The organism is Actinomadura craniellae (assembly GCF_003289645.1).
Lineage (GTDB): Bacteria > Actinomycetota > Actinomycetes > Streptosporangiales > Streptosporangiaceae > Actinomadura_D > Actinomadura_D craniellae.
This window is the reverse complement of record NZ_QLYX01000003.1, coordinates 532,751-558,986: the sequence shown is the minus strand read 5'-3', so window position 1 is coordinate 558,986 and position 26,236 is coordinate 532,751. Positions and strand designations below refer to the sequence as shown.

Genomic DNA, 26,236 nt, shown 5'->3' with positions numbered 1-26,236 from the left:
CCGTGCCGGCGGCGATCACCCAGTTCGTGGTGAAGGTCCACAGCCGCTGCAACCTCTCCTGCGACCACTGCTACGTCTACGAGCACGCCGACCAGAGCTGGCGGCGGCAACCCCCGGCGATGGCGCCGGCCACGGTGCGGCAGGCGGCCCGCCGGATCGCCGAGCACGCCGCCGCCCACCGCGTCGACGGCGTGCTCGTGGTCCTGCACGGCGGTGAGCCGACCCTGCTCGGCCCCGCCGGGCTCCGGGCCGTCCTGGCCGAACTGCGCGCCGCGATCGAGCCGGTCACCCGGCTGGACCTGCGGATCCACACCAACGGCGTGCTGCTCGACGAGCGGCTGTGCGAGTTGTTCGCCGAGTACGGCGTGCGGGTGGGCGTCTCGCTGGACGGCGACCGGCAGGCCAACGACCTGCACCGCAGGTACGCCGACGGCCGCAGCAGCCACCGGCAGGTGCTCCGCGGCCTCGCCCTGCTGCGCAGGCCCGAGTACCGGCACCTGTACGCGGGCATCCTGTGCACGGTCGACCTGGCCGCCGACCCGATCCGGGTCTACGAGGCGTTGCTCGCCGAGCGGCCGCCCCGGATCGACCTGCTTCTGCCGCACGCGACCTGGGACGCGCCGCCGCCCCGGCCCGCGGGCGTCCCGACCCCGTACGCCGACTGGCTCGGCCGCGTCCACGCCCGCTGGACGGCGGACGGCCGCCCCGTGCCCGTCCGGCTGTTCGACTCGATCTCCGCGGCGGCGCGGGGCGGGCCGAGCGGGTCCGAGGCGATCGGGCTCGACCCGGTCGGCCTGGCGACCGTCGAGACCGACGGGAGCTGGGAGCAGGCCGACTCGCTGAAGACGGCGTTCGACGGCGCGGCCGCCACCGGCATGGACGTGTTCTCCCACTCGGTCGACGACCTGGCGGCGCACCCGGGGGCCGCCGCGCGCCGGGGCGGGCTGGCGGCGCTGTGCGCGACCTGCCGCGCCTGCCCGGTGGTGCGGATCTGCGGCGGCGGCCTCTACGCGCACCGGCACCGCGCCGGCCACGGGTTCGACAACCCGTCGGTGTACTGCGCCGACCTCAAGGCGCTCATCGCCCGGACGGCGGGCGCGCCGCGTCCGCAGGCCCCGCGGCACGCCCTGCCCGAGGGCGCCTTCGACGCGCTCGCCGCGGGCCCCGGCGACGCGGCGGCGGTGACCGCGCTGGCCGAGATGCGGCTGTCCCTCACCCGGGCGCTGGTCGCCGCGGTGGCCGGCGCGGGGGAGCCGAACCGGCTCGCGGCCGACGGCTGGGCGCTGCTCGCCGACCTGGACACCGCGCGGCCGGAGGCCGTCCGCGCGGCCTTCATGCACCCCTACACCCAGGCCTGGGCGGTGCGGTGCCTGCGCCCGCCGGCCGGCGCCGACCCCGAACTCGACCGGGCGCACCTGGCCGGGGTTGCCGCGGCCGCCGCGATGCACGCCGGCGAGCGGCCCGACCTCCTCCTGCCGGTGCGGGACGGGGCGCTGCACGTCCCGGGGCACGGCGCCCTGCGGGTGGGGGCGGCGGGACACGCCGCGCCACCGCGGCCCGAGGACGGCGAGTGGCTGCCGGTGCGCCGGGCCGGCGGGCTGGCGGTGGACGACCTCGACCCGTTCCGCGACTGCCAGGACTGGCCGGCCGCCGGGCGGCTCTCCCCCGCCGGGTGGGACGCCTGGTCGGCGGCCCTGGAGGCCGCGCTGGGGGAACTGCGCCGGGAACTGCCCGGGTACGCGGCCGGGCTCGACGCCGGGCTGCGCGCCGTGGTGCCGCTGCGGCCGGACCCCGCCGGGCACGGGCGCAGCGGCACCGCGCGGCACGCGTTCGGCGCGGTGGCGGTGGCCCTGCCGCCGTCCGCCGCGGACCTGAGTGTCCTGCTGGTGCACGAGTTCCAGCACGTCAAGCTGAGCGCGCTGCTCGACATGTACGGCCTGTTCGACCCCGCGGAGCGGGTCCTGCTGCGGGTGCCGTGGCGGCCCGACCCGCGCCCGGTGGAGGGCGTGCTGCACGGGGTGTACGCGCATCTGGCGATCGCCGAGCTGTGGCGGGTGCGGGCCCGGGCCGGCCGCCCCGGGGCCGAGGCCCGCTTCGAGCGGCACCGGTCGGAGGTGCGCGACGCGATCGAGGCCGTCCGGGCGACCAGGGCGCTGACGGCGCACGGCGAGCGGTTCGTCGCGGGGATGCACGCGACCGTGACGGGCTGGTCCTGACCCTTTCTCCCGGTACCAATCGAATTCGGATACGACCGATTTTCGTCACATGACACAGGTCGGCGAGAATTACTGAGAAAGAATCACGGCGGACGCCGATGCCGAAGATCCGCCCGCTACGCTGGGGCCGGCGCGGCGGGCGAGAGAACAGGACGCGGGGTGTGCAGCGATCTCGACCCCAGGGCACCGCTGTTCTTCCTCAGTTACGCGCATACGGGCCGGGGAAAGCGCTCGGCCGGTCCCGCGCAGGAACCCAATCGGCAAGTGATCAAGTTCTTCGACGACCTTTCGGACAACCTTTCCCAGCTGGTGAGCCGCCCGCCCGGAGCCGATCCGGGATTCATCGACCGGTCGATCCCCGACGGCGGGCGATGGTCCGACGAACTGATGCACGCGGTGGGAACCTGCCAGATCTTCGTCGCGCTGCTGTCGATGCCGTATCTCACCAGCGAATGGTGCGGGATGGAATGGCACGCGTTCTCGCAGCGTACGGTCACCAAACTGCGCGAGTCCGGCTCCGACCGGACGACCGCCATCCTCCCCGTGCTGTGGGCGCCCACCCCCCGCGAGATCATCCCGCCGGTGGTCAGCAAGGTCCAGCGCTTCACACCGGCCGGGCTGCCCGACCCCAACTACACCGAGCACTACCGGAACGAAGGCGTCTTCGGCCTGACCAAAACCAGCCCGGACGCCTACGAGGCGATCGTCTGGCAACTCGCCCGGCGGATCTCCGACCTCCACTACAGCCACCGCGTCGAGCCCCGAGCGCTCCAGCGCGACCAACTGCGCAACATCTTCCTGGAGTGAGACCGTGACCGGCACCGACAAGGCAGCCGAGGGCAGCGAGCGGCGCGGCGGCTACTTCTTCCTCAGCTACGCGCACTCACCGCCGCTGGCCGGGCACGACCGGTCCGACCCCGACCAGTGGGTGCAGCAGTTCTTCGACGACCTCACCGCGGCGGTCCGGCGGGCCGCGCCCGGCTCCGGCCCGGCGCCCGGCTTCCTCGACCGGGAGATCCCGCTGGGCGCGGACTGGAAGGAGTCCTTCACCGCCGCACTGGGCCGGGCCGAGGTCTTCGTCCCGCTGTACTCGCCGGGCTACTTCGCCCGGTCCTGGCCCGGGCGCGAGTGGGCGTGCTTCCACCGGCGGATGGTCTGGGCCGGGCAACCGCAGCCGCTGCGGCGGTTCGTCCCCGCACTGTGGATCCCGCTCCCCCGCGGCCAGGACCCGCCCGGGCTGCGGGAGGCCCTGGAGGTCGGGGCCGCCGAACCCGAGTACGCCGAGAACGGGCTGCGGGCCCTGCTCCGGCTGCGCCCCTACCGCGACACCTACCGGCAGGTCGTCGACCGGCTGGCGGAACGGATCGTGACGCTCGCCGAGAACGAGCCGCTCGGCCCCTCGGCCGTGCCCGACATCGGCGAGATCGGCAGCGCGTTCGGCCCCGAGGAGTCCCCCGCCGTCTTCACGATCCTGGTCGCGTCCACCGACGGCCGGTGGCGGCCCTTCCCGCCGCAGCAGCGGCTCCCCCTGGCCGAGTACGCGGCCGAGATCGCCGAACGGCTGGACTTCGCCGTCGTCACCGAAGGAATCGGCAAAGCCGGGCGCCCGCCCACCGACCGGCCCGGCATCGTCCTGATCGACCCGCCTTTCGCCGCCGCGGACGAGGAGGGCGCCGTGCTGCGGGCGTTGCTGCGCGACCTGCCGCCCTGGATGCTGCCCGTGCTGGTGCTCGACCGGGCCGGCGGGCCGGCCGACGACGCCAGGGCGGCGATCGGCCGGGCCGGCACCCCGGCGGCCCGCCAGGCCGCGGCGGGCATCGGCTCGCTCCGCGACTTCGTCGCGCTGCTGCCCTCGCTCATCACCGAGGCCGAACGGCAGTACCTCCGGCACGCCCGGGCCCCGCGGCGGGAGCGCCCGCCGGCCCCCGAACTGAGCCGTCCCCGGCTGAGCCCCCCGACCCCACCCGAGCCTCCCCTGGAGGAGCACGATGCCTGACCGGCGCGACGGCAAGATCGTCACCTTCTACTCGTACAAGGGCGGCACCGGGCGGACGATGGCACTCGCCAACGTGGCCTGGATCCTCGCCGCCAACGGGCGCCGGGTACTGGTCGCGGACTGGGACCTGGAGTCACCCGGCCTGTACCGCTTCTACCGCCCGTTCATGGACACCGAGATCCGGGACGCCCCCGGCGTCATCGACATGATCCGCAAGTACGAGCGGGACGCCTCCGCCGTGGTCATGAAGGCCGGGGCGGAGTTCGAGGACGACGACGAGGCCGACGCCGCCGTCGCGGAACGGATCCAGCCGGTCGTCGACGACTGCGCCCGGGTCCAGCGGTACGCCTTCTCCCTGGACTGGGACTTCCCCGACGGGGGCGGCCTGGACTTCCTGTCCTCGGGCCGGCAGAACGACTACTACGTCGCGACGCTGGGCGCCCTCGACTGGGACCGCTTCTACACCGACCTGCGCGGCGCCCTGTTCTTCGACCGGCTGCGCGCCGACATGAAACGGCACTACGACTACGTCCTCATCGACAGCCGGACCGGGCTGAGCGACATCGCCGACATCTGCACCGTCCACCTGCCGGACGTGCTGGTCGACTGCTTCACCCTGAGCATCCAGGGCACCGAGGGCGCCGCCCAGGTCGCCCGGACCATCAAGGAGACCTACGCCGCCAAGGGCATCCGCATCCTGCCCGTCCCGATGCGCGTCGACCCGGCCGAGAAGGAGATGGCCGACACCGGGCGGGCCGTCGCGGCCCGGCTGTTCCACGACCTGCCGGCCGGGCTGACCGCGGAGCAGCGGCAGGAGTACTGGGGTTCGGTCGAGGTGCCCTACCAGCCCTTCTACGCCTACGAGGAGACCCTCGCGGTCTTCGGCGACCCGCCGGGCTCGCCGCGGTCGCTGCTGTCGTCCTTCGAACGCCTCACCGCGCAGATCACCGAGCACGAGATCACCGCGCTGCCGCCGCTGGACCCGTCGGTGCGGCTGTACACCAGGTCGCTGTTCACCCGGCGGCTCCCGGCCGAGACCAACAAGATCCTCCTCGACCACAGCCAGGACGACGAGTTGTGGGCCGAATGGATCGCCGGCGTCCTGCGCGCCGCCGGCCTGGACGTCGCGCCGCAACCCGCCGAGGAGACGCCCCTGCCGGAGGTGGGCGGGCCGGCGGCCCCCCGGGTGCTCTCCCTGATCACCCCCGCCTACCTGGAAGCGCGCCGCGAGCCGCCGTCCCCGGACGCCGGGGCCCTGGCCGTCTACGTCACGGACATGCGCCCGCCGGCGCACTACCCCTCGACCGGGTCGGTCTCCCTGGCCGGGATGCACGAACAGGAGGCCATCAAGTACCTGTTCCGGCTGGTGGGCATCGTCGGCCGGGCCTCGGCCCAGGCGGCGGAGGCCGCCACGCCCCGCTACCCCGGCGACGAACCGAAGATCTTCCAGGCTCCCGCCCGGAACGTCCGCTTCACCGGGCGCCAGGAGGACCTGCGGCGGCTCCGCACGGAACTGAACGCGCACCACACCGCGGTCGTCCTCCCCGTCGCGCTCCAGGGGCTCGGCGGCGTCGGTAAGACCCAGGTCGCGCTGGAGTACGCCTACCAGTACAAGTCCGACTACGACCTGGTGTGGTGGATCGACTGCGAGCAGCCGCAGTTCATCGACGCCTCGCTGGTCGACCTCGGCTGGCAGATCCAGAACGTCTACCAGGCCGGGCCGAGCACCAGCGTGGCGGAGGTCGACGTCGCCCGGACGGTGCTGACCCTGCTCAGCCAGAGCCGGGTGGTGGACCGCTGGCTCGTGGTCTTCGACAACGCCGAACTGCCCGAGAAGGTCATGCCGCTCGTGCCGTCCGGCAGCGGCCACGTGCTGATCACCTCCCGGAACCGGGCGTGGAGCGACCGCGCCCGACCGCTGACCGTCGACGTGTTCAGCCGGGCCGAAAGCGTCCAGCACCTGCACGACCGGGTCGGGTCGATCACCGACGAGGAGGCCGACCAGGTCGCCGAGGTCCTGGGCGACCTGCCCCTCGCGGTCGCCACCGCCGCCGCCTGGCTCGACGAGACCGGCACCCCGGTCGCGGACTACCTGCTCGAACTGGAACGGCAGGGCCCGCAGACCCTGTCCATCAGCCAGATCACCAACTACCCGCTGCCGCTGGCACGTGCCTGGGACCTGTCCCTCGACCGGCTGCGGCAGCACTCCCCGGCCGCCGCCCGGCTGTTCGAACTGTGCTCGGTGCTGGCCCCCGACATCGGCCTCGAACTGCTCTACAACCCGGCCATGGCCGCCGCGCTGGTGCCGCTGGACCCCGCCCTGTCCGAACCGATGGTCATGGGACGGGTGATCCAGGAGATCAACCGGCTGGCCCTGCTCAAACTCGACTCCAACGGCCGGCAGATCAAGATCCACCGGCTGGTCCAGGCGGTGGTGCGCGACCGGATGACCGAGGCCGAGATCTCCGCCGCGCGCCGCATCGTCCACGAGGTGCTCGCCGCCGCGCGGCCCCGCGAGGACGTCGACGACCCGCGCACCTGGGACCGTTACCGGCTCATCTGGCCGCACCTGCAGCCGTCCGGGGCCGTGCGATCCACCGAGGAACCGGTCCGCCAGCTGTTCATCGACCGGGTGCGCTACCTGTGGCAGCGCGACGACCTGGAACCGGGCGAATCGCAGGCCCGCCAGATCGAGGCCGACTGGGCGGAGATGCTCGCCGCCGGCGACGACCCGGCGTTGCGGCGGCAACTGCTGCACCTGCAGTTCCACCTGGCCAACATCCTGCGCGACCTGGCGCGGTTCAAGGAAAGCCACGAACTGAACCAGGCCCTGCTGGTCCGGCAGCGGGAACTGCTGGGCGAGGAGCACCCGCACACCCTGCTGACCTCGGGCAGCCTGGCCGCCGGCCTGCGGGCGCTGGGCGAGTACGCGAACGCGCTCGACCAGGACAAGGTGACGCACCGATCCTGGTCCGAGCTGTTCAACGAGAACCACTCCCGGACGCTGGCGGCGGCCAACAACCTCGCCACCTCCCACCGGCTGATGGGCGACTACGCGGCGGCCTTCGCCCTCGACACCGACATCCTCGCCCGGCGCCAGGCCACGCTCGGCACCCAGCACCCGCTCACGCTGCACTCCGCCACCTCCGTCGGGTGTGACCTGCTGGAGGCCGGCCAGTACGCGGAGGCCGCCACCCGGATGGCCGACGTGGTGCAGACCTCCGTCCAGGCCCTCGGCAGGGACTTCCGGGCCACCCTGAACGCCCAGGTGCTGCTCGGGGTGGCGCTGCGCGGCACCGGCCGGGCCGAGGAGGCCGAGCAGCACTTCACCGAGGCGGCCCGCCGGCTCGAACGCCGGTTCGGCGCCGACAGCAGCGACATGCTCGCCTGCCGGCTGAGCCGCGCGGCCAACTGGCTCGTCCTCGACCGGTTCGACCAGGCCCGGACGGAGATCCGCGCGGTCCAGGACATCTACGAGCGGCGGCTCGGCCCCGACCACCCGCACACGCTCGCCTGCGGGGTGAACCTGGTCTCCGCCCTGCGGCTCTCCGGCGACGGATCATCCGCCCTGCCCCTGGCCGAGACCACGGCCGCACGGCTGCGGGAAACGCTCGGCCCCGAGCACCCCTACACGCTGGCGGCACGGATGGTGCTGGCGGTCCTGCTGGCCGACGAGGGCGTCCGGGAGCGGGCCGCGGAGATCGAAGAGGAGACCGTGGAGCTGATGGACCGCAAGCTGAAGCCCACCCACCCCGACGCGCTCCGCTGCCGGGCGAACCTGCTGCTCACCCGGCACGAGCTCGGAGAGCACGACGCCCTGGAGGAACGTCAAATGATCATCGACCGGCTGGGCGCCCGGCTGGGCGCCGGGCACCCCAACATCGTCACCCTGCGGGAAGGCCGGAGGCTGCTGCGCGCCCTGGATCCGCAGCGGTTCTGAGACCGGCCGCCTCCGGGCGCGAAGCGGCGGGTTCGGCGATCCACGCCAGGATCCGGGGCAGGATCTCCACCGCGCCGAAATGCGCCAGGCCAGGCTCCACGCGGAGCAGGGCGCCGGGGATCCGCTCGGCCAGCCAGCGGGTGTGGCCGACCGGGGAGAACATGTCCTCGGCGCCGTGCCACAGCAGCACCGGCACCCTGATGGCCGGCAGCTCGAACCCCCAGTCGCGGCGGAAGGCCAGCACGTCGTCGATCCACCCGTCGGCGCCGAGCCGTACGGCCTCCCGGTACGTCTGGCCGAGCAACCGGCGCAGCCCGACGTCCTCGACGACCCTGCGGTCGGCCCGTTCCAGTTCCGGTAGCAGGCGGCGGACCAGGCTGTCGGGATCTTCCTGGATCTGCTTGGCCCGGTCGATCAGGTCGGCGGCCAGGAAGTCGACGTCGTCGTCGGTGGTGCGGTACTCCCGCCGGTTGGAGTCGTTCATGCCCCCGTACCAGTCGAGGCCGTCGGCGTCGCCGGGGGCCAGGCTGACCAGGGCCGCGACCCGCACCACCCGCCGCCGGAGCCGCGCCGCGCAGGCCAGCGCGTGCGGCCCGCCACCGGAACGCCCCACCACACCGAACCGCTCGACGCCGAGGGCGGTCGCGATGGTCTCGACGTCGCGTGCCGCGTCGGCGACGGTCCGGCCCGGTTGCCGGTCGGAACGCCCGTACCCCGGCCGGTCATAGGAGATCAGCCGGACGCCGAGGCGATGCAGGACGATGTCGCGGGGTCGGGGGCCGCTGCGGCTGCCCGGGGTGCCGTGCAGCAGGAACACCGGCATTCCGTCGGGGGCTCCCCAGGTCTCGACGGCGAGTTTCCGGCCGTCGCCCGCGTCGATCAACCGCACCACCCGCCGCCTCCTCCCGCCTTCGGACCGCGGAGGCCGCCCGCTCCGCGGGGCGGCAGCCGTGCCCTCCTCAGACTGGCACCGTTCCCCACCGAACGGTACTGCCAATACCGCTGTTCTTGGGTGCCCTCCGGAAGGCCGGTCGCGGCCGGATGCGCGGCGCCCTCCGGTGGTCACCATGCCGTCGCAAGGGGGCCTGCCCCGTTCGTGGACGCTGATGCGAGCGGGGGAAGACCGCCGGCCCGCCGGTGCGGTACGCGGCCGCTCTCGTGGAGCGGTTTCCACGTGCTGCCCGATCACCGGCCGGGCTCGGGCGATCAACATCGGGTCGTTTCCCCTGCCGCTCAGGTTGGTGGACGCCGATTGACGGCCGATCACCTGCCGGTGAATCCCCTGTTACCGATGGCGCACCGGCTCGGCCCCGAAACGGGCCGCCTGTACGCAGTAAGGTCAGCACAGGATCGGGTCCGCCCCTGGCGGAGCGGACCCGGGTTCTCGTCTCGGTCAGGTGATCGGCGCCTCGAACGAGGCCTTCCAGGTGTGCGGCCCGACGATCCCGTCGACCGTCAGGTGCTTCTCCCGCTGGAACTCGCGGCAGACATTCTCGCTTCTCGGCCCGTACGCCCCATCGACCTTGATGCGCCAGCCGCGTTTGAGCATCTGGACCTGCCAGATCCGCACGTCGTCACCGCGCATCAGCGGTGGCTGGGTGAGCAGACGACCGGGGAACGGCAGGACCCGGATGGCCTGGATGACGTTGGCCATGGATCGCTCCTCACTGGACGAGGACTCGACGGCCGGGCACCGGCTCTACCACCACAATCGTCGATCGAATGCCCCTCCTGGCCGCCACTTTGTTTGCCTCCAAGGATAGGGTGATCGTCTATTTCGCGCAGGACCGTAACCGGCAAGGCTCGGTTATCTGTTCACTTCACGCGGATGGCCGACCGGCTGGAAAAGTTAACCTGCAAGATTTGAACCGCATATCCTCGGCCACTTTTCCTTGTCCCGGCGGGGCGCCCGGCCGTCAGGTGAGCGGCTGGATGATCTCGGTCTCCCAGGTCTCGGGGTCCGGGCGCTCGCCGGGGTCGGTCAGGTAGATCTCCCGCGGGGGTCCCGCCGCCGACCGGCCCTCGTCCTGGATCCAGGACTCGATCACCTGGTAGGTCTCCGGAAGGCGCTCGTACGGGCCGTGGTGGATGGCCACGGCCGCCGGCCCGGCGGGGATGGTGAGCGCCTCGATGCCGTCGCCGGGCTCGTGCGGTGCGGGTGCGGCGAGCTGCACCCCTCCCTCGATGACGAGGGACCCCATGCCGATCTCCGGGTAGCGGGCGAACGGCGGCCCGCTCATGGCCAGGCCGTGCCGCTGGGCGTAGGCGAACAGCACGGGCAGGAACTCGCCGAGCGTCGCGGCCACCTCCTCGCGGGCAATGCGCCGGCGCATGATGAGCGCATACGTGACGGGCAGTTCCTTGACGACGATGTCGACGGGCACGGGGGGATTCCTCTCGGTGGTGGTCCTGCGGTACAGCCCCACGCACGGCGCCACCGCCGACACGGTGGCCGCGTGGACGGCGGCGGCCCGGTCGTCGTCGACGTGCAGGCCACGGGCCCGGTAGGTGCGCGGGCTGACGCCGAAGTGGCGGGTGAACGCCCGGGTGAAGACCTCGTGGCTGCCGAACCCGTGGTCGAGGGCGATCGCCGACGTGGCGCGGTCGGTGGACAGCAGTTCGGCGGCCGCCCGGGCCAGCCGGACCCGGGACGTGTACGCCTTGGGCGTCTCGCCCACCGCCTGGCGGAACCTGCGGTGCAGGTTGAACGGCGAGCGGTGCGCCAGCGCGGACAGGGCCGACAGCGAGACGTCGCCGCGGCGGCGGTCGTTCACCGCCGCCAGCAGCCGCAGGATGTCACGGGTCAGGGTCACGGCCACAACCTAACAACGCGCCGGGCGCCCCACTTGACCATTCTTGCCCGCCTGCCGCACCTGCGCGGCGGGCCCGCCTCCCCTCGGGCCCCTTCCGTCCGGGTGGTGGCGGCCGGTACCAACGGAGCACGAAGCAGGCGAATCGCTTTTCAGCGCACGCTACGGGGATTCCGCACGCCGGAACAGCCCGAAAGAACGCACCGGAATCTGCGGGCATTCATTTCGGCTACCCTATTTTAAGAATTTCCGAAATCCCCTTGATCCGCCACTGGCGCGACGGCGGAAACAGAATTCGATTCGACCAGAGAAAGTCATTGACCTGGCCAGGACCGAACCGCATCATTACGGCAGCACTCCTCCCACCTCACCCCTCGGAGTCCATTTTGGCCATGGCCCTGCCCCCCCAAATCCAGAAAGACATCAGGCGAGTCAACCAGCTGTCCCAGCATTGGGGCGACTGCGGGAACACCGCGAACGCCACCGTGGCCGCACTGCGCACCGCGGGGTTCACCATCGCGCCCCCGCAGGTGCAGAACTTTCCCGCCGGGGGCCAGACCGCCGCGCAGGCCGGGACCGCGCTGACCACTCTGCTGCGCGCCCCCGTCGCCCACATCACCCTGTTCAACATCGACCTCGACGGCGTGCACATCTGCGTCCTGGAGAAGCACCCCAACGGAAACGCCCTGCTCAGCCAGGGATACCGCGGCACCTACCTCCCGTGGTGGTGGCAGGGCCTCACCCGGACGGCCCTGCCCGCCCCCGTGCGCCTCGCGCTCGGCGATGACACCTCCGACAGGGTCCTGGAGATGGAGGTGACCGACGGCCCGATCGCGGCCCACGCCGCGGCGCTGACGCAGGTGCACGCCGACTACGGCGGAGAGCAGAACCTCGCGGGGACGAAATTCAACACCCTGACGCGGAACCTCGGCACGCTGATCGCGCTGGACTACTGGGGCGGCACCCCGGGCGTGGCCCGCCCGGCGACCGTGGCGGCCTGGGCCGCCCTGCCGTTCTCCCCCAACGACAGCACGGTGATCGGAACCAGCGGGCGGGCGGGCGAGGTCGCGCGCAACACGGTCCGGGCGATCGTCACCTCCCACGCGGTCACCGGCATGCCCCACCCCGGCGACACCGCGGCGGCCCGCGCCGCCCTCGGCGTGCCGGCCGGTGACTTCCTCACCGCCATGGTCATCAGGAGCGCCAAGCACCAGATCGACCTGGCCCGCTACGGCGCCGCGGTCACCGCCGCCCTCCCCTGAGCCGGACACCGCGGCCGCCCGCCACGACGCCGCCCTCCCCTTGACCGGAGCGCCGGCGTGACGTCGCCGGGGCCGCCCGCACGGCCCCGGCGACACGGCGCGAGGCGTCGCCCGCGCCACGTCTCTCCGGCGAAGAACCGCCTGCCAGATCCGTTCTCCGCGGTGCACAGCCATCGTCCTGATCCCGTCGTGAGGTGCTCATGCATTCCGCTTCCAGCCCGGATGCGATCATCAAGAAATACTTCTCCTCCGAACTCGACTCCGGTGCCGAGAAGTCCGGGGAGACCGCCCCGAGGCAGCAGACGCTCAGCGAGGTCCAGAGCAACATCGTCAAGGCGTACATCGACGGCACCGCCTACTTCGAGGCGCTCGACGACGAGATCACCGCACTGATCAACTCCAGCGCCCAGGACCGGTACTTCTACATGACGGCCTGGTGGCTGGGGCTCCTCGACGTCTCCGGGCACATCCCCGTCGTCCCGTTCGGCCCCACCGTCGGCGTGCTGGCCAAGAACTTCCCCAAGGTGGGCGAGCAGTGGTCGATCCAGGTCGTCCGGACCGGCATCAAGCTGCCCAAGAGCAAGAAGACCCTGCTCTCCCGGCTCGTCGACCTGCACGCCGCCGGGGTGGACGTGCGGGTGCTGGCCTGGACGTCGCCGTTCGCGCCCAAGTACGAGCTGGTGGGCAAGACCGCCGGGGGGATCACCACCCTGAACATCCAGACGCTGCTGAGCGTGGCCGAGCTGCGCAAGAAGTTCGGCTCCGGGCACGAGGGCCGGATCATGCTCAACACGATGGCCCATCCGCTCGGCGCCGCCCACCTCAAGACCGTCGTCTGCGGTGACTTCACGAAGACGTGCGCCTACGTGGGCGGGCTCGACCCGGCGCCCGGCCGGCAGGAGGCCGGATGGCACGATGTGGCGGTCAAGGTGCAGGGGCCCGCCGCACAGGCCGTCCACTCCTTCTTCGGGCAACTGTGGACGGAGCAGTCCGGCCAGCCCGTCGAGGCCTTCCACGTCAACAACCTGGAGATACCGTCCCGGTTCTCGTCGGCACCGAAGTTCGTCCCGATCAAGCCGATCGCCGTCCGGAAGGACACCGGCCAGTGCGTCCAGGTGTTGCGCACCGTGCCGCAGATGAACTTCACCTCGTCCGGGCCCACCTGGCTGTACCCGGAGAACTCGCTGATGCGCTTCCTGATGACGCAGGCGACCGGTTTCCAGCGCAAGCCGCTGAGCTTCGCGCCGCACGGCACCTTCGAGTTCAAGGTGGCGCTGCGCAAGGCGATCTCCAAGGCCGAACGCTACGTCTTCATCGCCGACCAGGCGTTCAGCAGCCAGGACGTCATGGACTGGCTGCACATCCGGCTGGGCGAGGTGCCCGACCTCAAGGTGATCCTGCTGCACGGCGGCGACCCGGAGGACCCGCCGACCGGTGACATGTCCGAGGCGGTCAACAACCACCTGCTCAAGGGGCTCAAACCCGACCCGGTCAAGGTCGGCGAGTTCCCGAACGTGGTCTGCTACGGGTGGGAGGGGACGGTGGTGCACGCCAAGACGGTGATCATCGACGACCTGTGGTGCGCGGTCGGCTCGGCCAACTGCATGCGCCGCAGCCTCTTCACCGACATCGAACTGTCGATCGCGATGATCGACCCCAACCCGAAGTCCGTCGTCCACAAGCTGCGCCGCGACCTGTGGGCCAAGTACTGCGGGCTCACCCTGGAGGAGGACCGCCTCGACCTGTACCAGGCGGAGCGCGAGGAACTGAACGACCTCGACCGGGCACTCGGCCTCTGGAAGCCCACCTGGCTCAAGGGCGCACCCCCGACCGCGAAACTCCAGGCCGAGATCAAGCCCTACGTCCTGCCGGTCCCGGCCGGCGCCCCCTACTCGGAGGACGACCACAACCGGTTCGACGCGGACTCCCGCAAGAAGTTCTGACCCGCGCCCTCCCCGGAGTCACCCGCCCGTCCCCGCAGCGGGCGGGCGGCTCCGGGGCTCCGATCGAGGAGGTCAGGGCTGGTGGTCGAGCCAGCGGAGCCAGTTGGCGAACTTGGTGAGGGTGGCGGCCTGCTCGGCGCTCACGGGGGTGGGGCGGAAGTGCATGACCTCGTTGCGGATCGTCTTGACCGCTCTCAGCCGCTCGACGAAGTAGCCCCGGTCCAGGTCCCACTGGAGGCGCTTCCAGATGTGCTCCTTCTCCAGGACGAGCATGGCCTGGAAGAAGGTGAGCTCGTGCACGGAGTCGACGTCCGCGGGCTTCTTCGCGCTCTGTGACGCGGCGGCCTGGAGTTCCGTCAGGTCGGGGCAGACCTTCTCGATCTGCCGCCGGATGCGGCGCTCGATCTCGCTGATCAGCAGGAACGGGCCGGTGAGCCGGGCGAACTGCAGGGAGATGTCGGCGGTGGTGACGATGCCTCGCAGTCCGGCGGTGTCCGCGACGAAGGCGAAGCCCCGCTCGTTGATGTGCTCGATCTTGTCGAGCAGCTTGTCCTTGGGGTGCAGGACCGCGGGCGACTCCGGCATGAGCGCGCCGCGCAGCGAGCCGTCGAAGCCCGCGATGCGCGCCGCCGAGATGGAACTCCAGCTGATCGCCCCGCGGAGAAGGCTGCCGTCGAGCACCGCGAGTTGCGAGTAGTCGGAATCCATCATCAGCGTCTGGGCACGCTGGAGCGGTTCGTTGATTCCGACCGAAAGCACTCCGGCGCTCGCGCTCGGCAACTCTTCCACGCACAGCGAGACCGCAGGGAAGCGGTCTTCGATGTCGGGGGGTTCGTCGCCGGTCTCGTCCTCCGCCTCGGCCTGCGGGGCGAGCGGAGCGACCGTCACCGGTTCCCGGACGTCTCTGATCCCGTCGAACGGCGGGGACGTGGTCAATCCGGCCTGGGCGAGGTCGGAGCCGATGTCCGCGACGGCCTTGGACGTGCGCGTCGCGTATCCCCAGATCGCCAGGAGGTCCCGGACGGTGATCTTCATCGGGTCGGCGGCCCCGCGGCCGGCCGCGTCGGTCAGGAACTCCTCGGGGGTCACGACTCCTCCTCGGCGCGGACGGCCTTGCGGCCCATGGCCTCCTCGATGAGGCGGACCAGCTCGGCCATCCGCCGGGCGAAGAAGGCGTCGAAGTCGCCGGCCCGCAGCGGCAGCGGTTCGATCAGGTGGGTGAGGAGGGCGTCGTCCAGCCAGTTGGGCTGGATGCCGGACTCGCGCTCCAGCACCTTGAGGTACACGTCCGGTGGGCGGGTGGTGAGGGCCCGGCTCGCGCGGTGCGAGAGCAGGGTCTTGTTGACCACGCTGTTCTGCCGCTGGGCCTCGATGCCCTGCTTCTTGCACCAGGCGGCCGGGAAGATCCGGTAGATGTCGACCTTGTAGTCGTCGATCAGGTCGCCGGTCAGCGGCTTGTCGCTGTAGAACCAGTCGGTGCACCCCTGCTTGAGCAGCAGCGCGAACACGCCGGTGTAGGCCGCGCTGTTGCGGGTGGTCATGCTCAGCAGCCGGGTCTCGACGAAGCGCGCGTCCTGCACCGAGTCGGGCGCCCGGCCGCCGCGGATCCAGCCGACCACCTGCTCGACGTCGCGGGGGAAGCGGCTGTCGGGCGAGCCGCCGTACTGCTCGCCGAACACGCCGCACCAGTACCAGCGCGCCAGCTTCTCGCGGGCCTCCGCGCCGTCGGTGCCGGCGCCCAGCACGGTGCGGATCGCGGCGAGCGGCTGGAGCTGCTGGCGGTACGGCAGGTCCTCGGGGCGGAAGACGCACTGCTCCTCCAGGAACCGGCCCGCCCAGTGCAGCGCGTCGGTGACCTTCGGCGCCCAGTCGAGGTAGGTGCCGAGCTTGAGTTCGAGCATGTCCTTGCGCTTGCAGCTCACCGCGACGCCGGGCTCGTGGTACGTCGAGGCGAGGCAGACCGCCTGGAGGAAGTCGGTGCTCTGCAACCCCGACAGCACGGGGTAGGCGGCCGACAGTTCCTCGTGCGTGCTCGCCCAGTGGTCGGGCAGGTGGAAGTCGTGCCCGTGCTCGGCCGAGTACGCCTCCTCGGCGGCGAAGGTGGCGGTCAGCAGCTCGAACACGGTGAGCGGGACGCCGCCGGTGTTGACCTTCTCGAAGACCGTGCAGACGGCGACCTTCGGCGTGTCCTTGGACAGCTTGATGATCGGCACCCGGTACTGGGTGAGATTGTCGATCACCATCGCCTTGAACGTGGTCCAGGTCGCCCGCCGCCCGGAATCGGCCCCGACGTACTGGAACATCCAATCCATCATCCGGTCGTTGTCGAAGGCCAGATGCAGCGGAAAATGCGCCTGCGCGCGTTCCCGGTCGCCGGTGCTGAGATCCAGTTCGATCTTGCGCCCGAAATCAGACCGGATAATACGGTCTTCGGGTACCGACCGAATTGCGAGTTCCCGGTCGGTCAGCGGGTCGATCGCCTGGTGAATGTCGATGTAGTACCAGCGCTTGAGCTCCTTGCCCCGCTGGTCGACCGTCTCCACCACATGGCCCGAGCGCAGCGCCTGGAACAGCGAGGTCATCCGCTGCTGCCCGTCCAGCAGCAGCTGCTCGGCCTGGCGGGCGGCGTCCTGCGTGCCCTCCAGCGGCCGGGTCTTGAAGACCGCGCCCGGCCCGCCCGTCTCCAGCGTCATGATGACGCCCATCGGGTAGCTCATCGTCACCGTGGCGAGGATCGAGATGATCCTTTCGTCGTCCCAGAGCCAGTTCCGCTGGAAATCCGGCAGCCGGATGCGCCCGTCGGCGACTTCGTCGAGAACGGTGCTCAGCGGCGGCTCGTCGAGAGGCATGGGCATCTCCGGAGGGGCGACGGCGACATTGGCGTGACTCAACGTTAGCGAGTATCACAACGCCATTCACTCCCATTTGATCGAAAACCCTTTCGCCGGCCCGCGCCGCCCCTGTCCAGCCGTAAGCTTGCTACTCCGCGACGGCATGCATGGAGGGGGCGGGGTGTCCAACCGCTGGTGGGGTCCGCGGTCCGACTTCCCCTGGGAGGAGGACGCGCTCCGGCACGTCCGCGACCAGATGCCGCGGACCGACCCCTACCGCGCCTGGCAGACGTTCACCTTCACCGCCCGGACGGGCCACGTCCGCGAGGTCGACCTGTTCGCCGCCACCCGGGCCGGCCTCTTCCTCGTCGAGATCAAGAGCCACCCCGGCCGGGCGATCAACAGCGGCGGCACCTGGATCTTCCACGGCCACGACCGGACGCGCTCGTTCGACAACCCGCTGCACCTGGCCGACCTGAAGTGCAAGCAGCTCAGGGAGCAGCTCGAGTGGGCGGCCAAGGAACTCGGCCTCACCCGGCTCCGCATCCCCTACATCGCCCCCGCGGTGTTCCTGTCCGCCCCCGACCTGCGCTGCGAGTTCGACGACGTCCAGAAGATCAACGTCTACGGCCGGGACGGCGCCGGAACCGGCCTGCCCGGCATCTGGCGGGGCCTGCTGGGCGGCCCGCCGCGCGGCGACCTGGTCCCCGTCTCCAAGCAGCTGCACAAGCTGCTCACCAAGATCGGCGTCGCCGGGCTGCGCAGGCACCGCCGGGTCGGCCCGTTCGAGCTGGCCCCCAAGGCGTTCGACGCCGGCCCCACCTGGGAGGACTACCTCGCCGAGAACACCGCCCTGCCGGGCGACCAGCCGCGGCGCATCCGCGTCTACCTGTCGGAGCTGGGCGCCACCCGGGACGACCGGCTCTCCACCCGCCGGGCCGCCCGCCGCGAGTACCTGGCGTTGCAGGGCATCTCGCACGAGGGCATCGTCCAGGCCGAGCAGTTCAGCGACGAGCACGAGGCCGGGCCGTCGATCGTGTTCCGGCACGGCGCGGCCTGGACGCGGCTCGACCACTTCATGGCCGAGCGGGGCGCCGAGCTGCCGGTCGAGACCCGGGCCGAGATGGTGCGCCAGCTCGGCGAGGCGCTCGACCACGCGCACCGCCGGCACCTCTACCACCGGGCGCTGGCCGCCCGGAGCGTCCACGTGGAGCTGGACGGTCGCTACCCGCGGCTGCGGATCTGCGACTGGCAGGTCGCGGCCCGGCCCGACACCAGCGCCACCAGCGACACCTCCCTCGACGCGCACATCGAGAACTCGGCGGGCCCGTACCTGGCCCCGGAGTTCGGCAGCCGGGAGGCCGAGGGCGCGCAGCTCGACGTGTTCGGGCTGGGCGCGCTCACCCACCTGATCCTGACCGCCCGGCCGCCCGCCCCCGACCGCCGGGAGCTGGCGCAGCGGCTGGGCGCGGAGGGCGCGCTGGTGCCGTCGGCGGTCGACGACGCGATGAGCCCGGCCATGGACGAGCTGGTGCGGCGCGCGACCGCGCTCCAGCCGGCCGACCGGTACGAGTCGGTGCGGAGCTTCCTCGACCAGCTGGAGGCGGTCGAGGACGAGCTCACCGCGCCCGACCGGGCCGACGAGCCCGACCTGCTGGAGGCCACCCGCGGCGCGACCGTGGCGGGCTGGCGGATCGAGAAGGTGCTCGGCAAGGGCTCCACCGCCAAGGCCCTGCTGGTCACCCGCGACGGTCACGAGCGGGTGCTGAAGGTGGCGCTGAGCGCGGCGGGCCGCACCCGGCTGGAGCACGAGGCCGCCCAGCTCGGCCGGCTGGGCAGCCCGTACATCGTCCGTCTGGTCGGCGGCCCGCACGAGATCGGCGATCGCACCTACCTGGTGCTGGAGCAGGCGGGGCGGCAGACCCTGGCGCAGGCGCTCAAGAGCCAGGGCAGGCTGACCATCGACGAGCTGCAGACCCTGGGCGGCCACCTGTTCCAGGCCGTCCAGTACCTGGAGGACGAGGGGGTCTGGCACCGCGACATCAAGCCGGACAACCTGGCGCTGAAGGAGCTGCCGAAGAAGGGCCGCCGCCTGGTCCTGTTCGACTTCTCGCTGGCGGACGCCGCGGACCGCAACACCCACGTCGGCACCCCGCCGTACCTCGACCCGTTCCTGGGCGGCGACCGGCGCCCGGTCTACGACGCGGCGGCCGAGCGGTACGCGGTGGCGATGACCCTGCACGAGATGGCCGGGGCCGAGCTGCCGGCCTGGGGCGACGGGGTGGTGGAGCCGCGGCTGCTGCCCGAGGGCGAGCAGGTGCCGCAGCTCGCCGAGGACAGCTTCGACCCGCTGCTGCGCGACCGGCTGGTCGCGTTCTTCCGCACCGCGCTGCACCGCGACCCGGCCCGGCGGCACGCCTCCCTCACCGAGATGACGCTCGCCTGGTCGGACGTGTTCCGCGACCTCGACGAGACGCTGCCCGCGACCACGGCCGGCACCGTCGGCGAGCGGGCCGGCACCCCCGAGGACGCCCGGGAGACGGCGGCGGCCCTGGCGACCGAGGCGACCCCGCTGGTGGCGGCCGGCCTGTCGGCCCGGGCGCTGTCGGCCGCGTTGCAGCAGCTCGGGGTCTCCACGGTCGGCGAGCTGGCCCGGATCCCGGCCACCCGGGTGCAGCGGCTGCGCGGGGTGGGGCTGGGCCCGCGCAACGAGCTGCAGCGGCGGGCCCGGGAGTGGCGGCAGCAGCTCGCGGTCGCCGAGCGGTCGCCGGAGTCCGACGTCGCGGTGGTCACCGACCTGCGCCGGCTGGGCCTGGACGAGGTCGCCGACCGGCTGCCGCCGAAGGACGCCGACGGCATCGGGTCCCGGGTGGTGCGGCTGCTGCTCGCCCTGCCCGACGCCGAGGGCCGCCCCTCCCCTGTGCCGCCCTGGGCGCCGCACGCCGAGGTGGCCGCCTACCTGGAGATGGACCCGTCCCAGGTGGCCCGGCTGCTGGGCGCGGCCCGCGCCCGGTGGACCAAGAGCGCGCGGGCGGTCACCGCGCTGCGGGCCACCGTGCTGGAGTTGCTGAACGCGCACGGCCGGGTGATGGAGGCGGGGCAGCTCGCCGCCGCGCTGCTGGCCGCCCGGGGCTGCGCGCTGGACGACCCGGCGGCCCGGCAGGCGGTGGCCGCCGCGTGCGTCCGCGCGGCGGTGGAGACCGAGGAGCACCTGGAGAACCCGCGGCTGGCCAAGCGCCGGGCGCACGACCGGGTGCTGGTCGCCGCGGTGGCCGAGGACGACCCGTCGGCCCCGGTGGAGGAGGAGCTGCTCGACTACGCGGTGGAGCTCGGCGCGCGCGCCGACCGGCTGGTGGCGCTGCCGGACGCCGCCGCGCCGTTGCCGAGCCCCGCGGCGGTGAACCGGGAGCTGTCGGCGGTGCCCCGGCCGGAGGGCATGCCGCCGCTGTCGGACACCGACCTGGTGTCGCTGGCGGCGGGGGCGTCCCGGAACGCGGCGGCGACGGCCCGGCTGGAGCTGTATCCCCGCGACCTCGACCCGGCGAAGGCGCTGACGCTCGCCCAGGCGGCCGGTTTCCTGGGCGGCCGGGGCATCGAGCCGGGCCGGCTGCGCGAGCGGGTGCTGGCCCGGTTCCCGGAGCTGGCGAACCTGCCCGAGGGGTCCGGTGACCTGCGCCGGCTGCTGCAACGCGAGCTGGGCGTCACCGTCCTGGTGGACGGCGTGGGCGAGGATTCCCGCTTCGTGCTGCGGGGCCGGACCCTGACCGGCATGTCCGGCGGGCGTCCCCCGCTGCCCGGCACCGGCACCCGGCTGGGGGCCGACACCCCCGCCGACGAGACGTGGCAGCGGCTGCGCCACGCGGTGGAGCGCGGCGGGTTCCTGGCGGTGAAGGCGTGGGCGGACGAGGCCGCGGCGGTCCGCGACGCGCTGTGCACGGTGCCCGGCGTGACCGTGCTGCACGTGGCCGACACGTTCGTGGCGGAGCTGCGGGCGATCGTCACCGAGCGGGGGAGGCCGCGCTGGGAGACGGTGCTGGCCGCCGACTCCCCCGACGCGTCCCCCGCCGCCCGCACCGGCCTGGCCCGGCTGGTCGCGGAGGCGTTCGCCCGCATCGAGGAGCGGGTGCGCGCCCTGGACGGCACCGTGCTGCTGCACGACCCGGCCCCGCTGGGCCGGTACCCCGGCGGGCTGGAGCTGCTGACCCGGCTGCGGCTGGCGGCCGGCGACCCGGCCGAACGCCCCGACGGGCTGTGGCTGCTGTGCCCGATGCCCGACCCCCGGCACGACGCCGCGTTCGACGGGCACGCCGTCGGCGCGCAGGGCGAGAGCGAACAGGTGGCCGTGCCCAGCGGCTTCACCTCCGATCTGATCAGGAGTATGTGAGTTGATCGACCCGGTTGCGCTGCTCGCCGACCTGAAGAAGCGGGTCTCCGCGCTGGAGACGGACCTGCGGGAGCGGGCCACCGACCCCGAGGGGAAGTTCCACGGGACGCTGACGGCCGAGTGGGGTCGGGCCCGCGCGAAGGGGCGGACGGCCGCGACGTACGAGTCGTGGCTGGAGGGCCGGGTCACCCAGTCCGCGGTGGCGTGGGTGCTGGGCACGGTGTTCCTGCGGTTCTGCGAGGACAACGGGCTGATCGACCTGCCGTGGCTGGCCGGCCCGGGCGAGCGGCTGGACATCGCCCGGGAGCGGCAGCAGGCGTTCTTCGAGGACCCCGCGCACGCCGCCGACACCGACCGCGAGTGGATCGTGGACGGGTTCCGGGCGCTGGGCCAGGCGTCCCCCGTCGCCGGCGGGCTGTTCGACCGTGCCCACAACCCGATGTGGCAGGTCACCCCGTCGCTGGAGGCCGCCAAGAAGCTGATCGCGTTCTGGCGGGAGCAGAAGGACGGCGAGGAGGCCGCGCTCGTCCACGACTTCACCGACCCCGGGTGGAACACCCGGTTCCTCGGCGACCTGTACCAGGACCTGTCCGAGCACGCCAAGAAGACGTACGCGCTGCTCCAGACACCCGAGTTCGTCGAGGAGTTCATCCTCGATTTGACTTTGGACCCGGCGCTGGACGAGTTCGGGCTCGACCCCGAACCGCCCGCCGCCTCCCCCGCCCACCTGGACCTGCCGCGCGGCCTACGGCTGATCGACCCGACCTGCGGGTCCGGGCACTTCCTGCTCGGCGCGTTCCACCGGCTGCTGGCCCGGTGGGAGCGGCAGGCCCCCGGGGCCGAACGGTGGGAACTGATCAGCCGGGTGCTGTACAGCGTGCACGGGGTGGACAAGAACCCGTTCGCGGTGCTGATCGCCCGGTTCCGGCTGATGATCGCCGCCATGCGGGCCGGGGGGGTGGAGCGGCTGGCGGAGGCGCCGGAGTTCATCGTCAACATCGCCATCGGCGACTCCCTGATGCACGGGCGTGGTGCGCCGGCGCCCGACCAAGGGGAGATGGACTTCTGGGCCGAGGACGAGAGCGACGAGTCGAAGGTCTTCACCTACGCGACCGAGGACGTGTCCGAGTACGTCAAGACGGTGGACCTGCTCGGCATCGGCAGCTACCACGTGGTGGTCGGCAACCCGCCTTATATCACACCCAAGGACAAGGCTGAAAACGAGTACTACCGCGTTTACAAGAGTTCCAGTGGCCTCTATGCCCTCTCCGTACCTTTCGCCGAGCGGTTTTTCCAGCTAGCCATTCGGGGCGGCCAAGATCGTGAGGGCGCTGGTCACGTTGGTCAGATAACTGCAAACTCTTTCATGAAACGTGAATTCGGAAAGAAGCTGATCGTCGAATTCTTTCCAACCATTGAACTCACTCACATAATTGATACTTCTGGGGCATATATTCCCGGCCATGGCACTCCGACGATTATATTGATTGGCCGACGCACCTGGCCGCGAACAGATATGATCCGAGCCGCCCTTGGTATCCGGGGCGAGCTCAATCAACCCAAAAATGCCGAAGATGGGTTGGTGTGGAACGCTATCGTCCAGCAAGTTAAAAATCCAGGGGATAGCGAAAGCGGCTGGATCAGCATTACTCAGATGGAGCGAAAGAACTTTGGATCTCACCCTTGGAGCCTAAGCGGTGGCGGTGCCTATGAACTTTCCCAAGCTATAGAAGGTTCCGCCACTCGCACTCTACAGTCAGCCATAACCCGCATCGGATTCTATGGTGACACTCATGCAGATGAAGCATTTTCATTCCCGGCAAGTGGACGACTCGCGCAAATTGCCGACCATCTACATGCGAAAAAATCTCACCGCGGAGATCACATCAGGGATTGGGGAGCAAAAGATTCAGATTTCCTAATATTTCCCTATAACGAAAAAAAGCAACTGATCCGCCAGGAATCACTGAACCCAGAACTACTAAAGCTACTATGGCCACTACGAACATCACTCTGGCTTAGAGGGACCTTTAATGGAACCTACCTGAGCGACGGGCGCACATGGTACGAGTGGCATCAGCTACCAAGTGATGAGACATCAGAAATAGCAGCAATTGCGTTTGCGTTTGTAGCAACACACAATCACTTTTTCATCGATCGAGACGGGAGGGTATTCAACCGCTCCGCTCCAGTCATTAAGCTCCCTAAGGGAGCAACAGAAAGTGACCACATAGCGCTCCAGGGCACACTTAACAGTTCCACTGCCTGCTTCTGGCTTAAACAGGTTAGCCAAGACAAAGGAAACCGAGGCGGGGAACGATCCACTGGTCGCTATGCCTGGGAAAGCTACTACGAGTTCACAAGCACTAAGCTCCAAAAATTTCCCCTTGCCAACAAACTGCCACTTGAAACGGGAAAGAAACTGGACGCGCTCGCGCAACGTTTGGTTGATGTTCAACCAACTAAAATCTGCGCCAACGGCGTCCCTACACGCGAGCAACTAGATTCCGCCTTCATGGAATGCATCCACCTACAAGGACAAATGATTGCACTTCAAGAGGAGTTGGATTGGGAGGTATATCAACTTTACGGATTTCTATCCGAATCAGAGGCTGTCGAACTACGAGCAGATCCAGAAAACATCCCCGATCTAAAACTTGGGGAGCGCGCATTCGAGCTTATGATTGCACCTAGCGCGGAGCGTGATGAAGCCGTAGCGCAGTGGTTTGTCCGGCACCGCTCACACCCCGTTTCAGAAATTCCTGCCTGGCCGGAGGAATATCGACGGGTGGTGAAGAAGCGCATCGAGACTATTGAGAGGCTATCTCGAACAATCGGATTGATCGAACGACCTGAATATAAGCGCCGCTGGGAATGGGAACCATGGGAGAAGAAAGAAAAGGTCGCACTGCGGAACTGGCTGCTCGATCGATGCGAAAACCAGGAACTATGGTTCACGTCAGATGAGACAGGGGTCATGCAGCCGAGAACAATAACGGTGAACCGGCTAGCAGACCACCTCCGCAAGGATGCCAACTTTGTTTCGGTAGTAGAATTGTATGCGGGTAAGGATATCGATCTCTCAGCCATTTTGGTGGAGATTCTGGACACCGAACACGTGCCATATCTATCAGCCCTACGGTACAAGGAAGCTGGCCTGCGAATTCGGGCACAGTGGGAAAGTGTCTGGGAGCTACAGCGCGATGAGGACTCCACCCAGAAGAAGCTTGATATCCCGGTACCAGACAAGTACAAAGGGGCTGACTTTATCAAACAATCGTACTGGTCCAACCGAGGGAAGTTCGACGTGCCTAAGGAGCGGTTCATCTCATATCTGGGTGGGAGTACAGACGGAGACGAATCGTTGTTGCTCGGATGGGCCGGATGGAATCACCGTGAGCAAGCACACGCACTGATGATGCTAATCGAGCAGCGAACAACTAGCGATGGGTGGGGTAGAGAGAGGCTGACTCCACTGATCGCGGGGTTGGCAGAGGTGATGCCCTGGGTGAAGCAGTGGCACGGAGAAATCGATCCGCTCTTTGGCCAGAGCCCAGCTCAAGCGTACGAGGCTTACCTGGAAGCTCAAAAGCAACGCCACGGCCTTACCGACGACGATCTCAAGGCATGGCGTCTGCCGAAAAGAACTTCCCGAAGACCTCAGGACAAGAAGACCAAGTGAGCGCTCAAGCAGATTTGCGGCTGTTCTGGCAGCAGACTGTGACTCGTTGGGTCTAGAGGCTCACAAGGGTAAAGAAGAAATAGTTGATACTAGCTACAGAAGAGCCCTTGTCAGCAGAGAGATCACTCCCTAGATGGGACAGTCAGACGTCCAAGTCACCAGCCTTCACCTGGGCTAGTAGACCACGGAACTCTGTGTGGCACACGAGCAACCGGGAACCCTCAGGGTTCTTGCTATCCCTAATGGCGATGGTCATGCCTGAGAGCGCTGCCACTTCAACGCACTCTCCGCCCTCGTCACTGCTGTGGCTGCTCTTGCGCCATTGGGGGGCTGCGAAGTCTCGCATCAACTCTCCAAGATCTTGCGGAGGAGTTCCAGTGACTCTTCCTGCGACAGGGCTGACGCCCTGATCCGGTCGAACCGTATCTGGAGATATTCCACCGCTGAGTCCTCTTCGATCAACTGTCCGCCTCCGTGCGCCTCAGCGTATGCGGCATCAGGATCTTCCTTGAAGCCGAGAATCGTGAGGGGCCCGGCCAGTCCGGGGTATGAGCCACGGTCAGCAGGTACCACTTGAATGGTGACGTTAGGCCGCTGAGACAGCTCGATGAGGTGTCTGAGCTGGTCCTTCATCACCTCGCCCGTGCCGATCTGGCGATGCAGCAGCATCTCGTCGAGGACCACCCAGAGCATCGGCGGGTCCTCGCGGTTCAGGATCTCCTGGCGTTTCATCCGCACGTCCACCAGCTGTTCGAGCCTGTCGGGCTCCTGGTTGCTGCGCAGTACCTCGGTGGCGTACGCCTCGGTCTGGAGGAGGCCGTGGACGAGGGTGAGGCTGAAGATGCAGATGGAGTTGGCCTCGGGTTCCAGGTCGGCGTAGGGGCGGAACCAGGTCGGCAGGATCTCGTTCTTGGCCAGTTTCCACAGTTCCTGGAAGTACTCGCCCGTGCCGAAGACCCGGTCGAACGCGACCGTGGTGTCCCAGGCCGGCATCCGCCGGGCCAGCTCGATCTTGCTGATCATGTCGCCGGTGCAGAACACCTTCGTCCCGAGTTCTTCCTGGGACCAGCCCCGCTCCTCCCGGAACCTGCGGACCTTGGCGCCGAGGAGGGCGGCGGCCGAGGCGGTCGGGTCGAGTTCCTTCGGGCGGCGTCCCATCGCAACCTCCAGAG

At 69.9% G+C, this 26,236-nt stretch carries 15 protein-coding genes; 8 read left to right on the top strand and 7 right to left on the bottom strand.

Going from position 1 to position 26,236, the window contains the following annotated elements; all coding sequences use genetic code 11:
- The first annotated feature begins 2 nt into the window (after window positions 1–2).
- From DPM19_RS09410 to fxsT, 4 genes are all read left to right on the top strand, one after another.
- A complete protein-coding gene (locus DPM19_RS09410; RefSeq protein WP_199484941.1) occupies window positions 3–2,216 on the top strand; it encodes an FxsB family cyclophane-forming radical SAM/SPASM peptide maturase in 2,214 nt (737 codons plus the stop codon).
- A 159-nt stretch (window positions 2,217–2,375) separates the two neighbouring features.
- Entirely contained in the window at window positions 2,376–3,023 is a 648-nt protein-coding gene (locus DPM19_RS09405) for a TIR-like protein FxsC (protein ID WP_233510007.1), read from the top strand.
- A 4-nt stretch (window positions 3,024–3,027) separates the two neighbouring features.
- Window positions 3,028–4,212 (top strand): TIR-like protein FxsC, encoded by a 1,185-nt coding sequence (locus DPM19_RS09400; RefSeq protein WP_111864874.1) that lies wholly within the window; start codon window positions 3,028–3,030, stop codon window positions 4,210–4,212.
- Window positions 4,205–8,152 (top strand): FxSxx-COOH system tetratricopeptide repeat protein, encoded by a 3,948-nt coding sequence (gene fxsT, locus DPM19_RS09395; RefSeq protein ID WP_111864872.1) that lies wholly within the window; start codon window positions 4,205–4,207, stop codon window positions 8,150–8,152. The genes DPM19_RS09400 and fxsT overlap by 8 nt, the downstream gene beginning before the upstream one ends.
- Here the strand turns inward: fxsT and DPM19_RS09390 are convergent.
- From DPM19_RS09390 to DPM19_RS09380, 3 genes are all read right to left on the bottom strand, one after another.
- The gene (locus DPM19_RS09390) at window positions 8,097–9,044 is read right to left on the bottom strand and encodes an alpha/beta fold hydrolase (RefSeq protein WP_199484940.1); all 948 of its coding nucleotides are present in this window, start codon (window positions 9,042–9,044) and stop codon (window positions 8,097–8,099) included. The genes fxsT and DPM19_RS09390 overlap by 56 nt on opposite strands.
- Before the next feature lie 501 nt (window positions 9,045–9,545).
- A complete protein-coding gene (locus tag DPM19_RS09385; RefSeq protein ID WP_111864867.1) occupies window positions 9,546–9,806 on the bottom strand; it encodes a peptidoglycan-binding domain-containing protein in 261 nt (86 codons plus the stop codon).
- A gap of 262 nt (window positions 9,807–10,068) precedes the next feature.
- Complete coding sequence (locus tag DPM19_RS09380) at window positions 10,069–10,965, bottom strand: helix-turn-helix domain-containing protein (protein WP_158566738.1); 897 nt, start codon at window positions 10,963–10,965, stop codon at window positions 10,069–10,071.
- 389 nt (window positions 10,966–11,354) lie between these two features.
- Between DPM19_RS09380 and DPM19_RS09375 the strand changes: the two genes are divergently transcribed.
- Window positions 11,355–12,224 carry a hypothetical protein gene (locus DPM19_RS09375; protein ID WP_146778790.1) on the top strand — a complete coding sequence of 290 codons (870 nt, stop codon included), beginning with the start codon at window positions 11,355–11,357 and terminating at the stop codon, window positions 12,222–12,224.
- Window positions 12,225–12,424: 200 nt separating this feature from the next.
- The gene (locus DPM19_RS09370; protein WP_111864859.1) at window positions 12,425–14,167 is read left to right on the top strand and encodes a phospholipase D family protein; all 1,743 of its coding nucleotides are present in this window, start codon (window positions 12,425–12,427) and stop codon (window positions 14,165–14,167) included.
- 72 nt (window positions 14,168–14,239) lie between these two features.
- Here DPM19_RS09370 and DPM19_RS09365 read toward each other — a convergent pair whose 3' ends face one another.
- Together DPM19_RS09365 and DPM19_RS09360 are read right to left on the bottom strand one after the other, a co-directional pair.
- Window positions 14,240–15,256, bottom strand: a complete 1,017-nt coding sequence (locus tag DPM19_RS09365; protein WP_111864856.1) for a CBS domain-containing protein — start codon at window positions 15,254–15,256, stop codon at window positions 14,240–14,242.
- The gene (locus DPM19_RS09360; protein ID WP_111864854.1) at window positions 15,253–17,016 is read right to left on the bottom strand and encodes a DUF262 domain-containing protein; all 1,764 of its coding nucleotides are present in this window, start codon (window positions 17,014–17,016) and stop codon (window positions 15,253–15,255) included. The genes DPM19_RS09365 and DPM19_RS09360 overlap by 4 nt, the downstream gene beginning before the upstream one ends.
- Before the next feature lie 163 nt (window positions 17,017–17,179).
- Between DPM19_RS09360 and pglW the strand changes: the two genes are divergently transcribed.
- Window positions 17,180–21,382: a BREX system serine/threonine kinase PglW gene (gene pglW / locus DPM19_RS09355; RefSeq protein WP_158566737.1), complete on the top strand. Its 4,203-nt coding sequence runs from the start codon at window positions 17,180–17,182 to the stop codon at window positions 21,380–21,382.
- Between the two features lies 1 nt (window position 21,383).
- Window positions 21,384–25,064, top strand: coding sequence for a BREX-2 system adenine-specific DNA-methyltransferase PglX (pglX, locus tag DPM19_RS09350; protein ID WP_111864848.1), 3,681 nt, complete (start codon window positions 21,384–21,386; stop codon window positions 25,062–25,064).
- 142 nt (window positions 25,065–25,206) lie between these two features.
- Here pglX and DPM19_RS09345 read toward each other — a convergent pair whose 3' ends face one another.
- Together DPM19_RS09345 and DPM19_RS09340 are read right to left on the bottom strand one after the other, a co-directional pair.
- Window positions 25,207–25,410, bottom strand: coding sequence for a DUF397 domain-containing protein (locus DPM19_RS09345; protein WP_111864845.1), 204 nt, complete (start codon window positions 25,408–25,410; stop codon window positions 25,207–25,209).
- Window positions 25,410–26,222 carry a helix-turn-helix domain-containing protein gene (locus DPM19_RS09340; RefSeq protein WP_111864842.1) on the bottom strand — a complete coding sequence of 271 codons (813 nt, stop codon included), beginning with the start codon at window positions 26,220–26,222 and terminating at the stop codon, window positions 25,410–25,412. The genes DPM19_RS09345 and DPM19_RS09340 overlap by 1 nt, the downstream gene beginning before the upstream one ends.
- Between the last annotated feature and the right edge of the window lie 14 nt (window positions 26,223–26,236).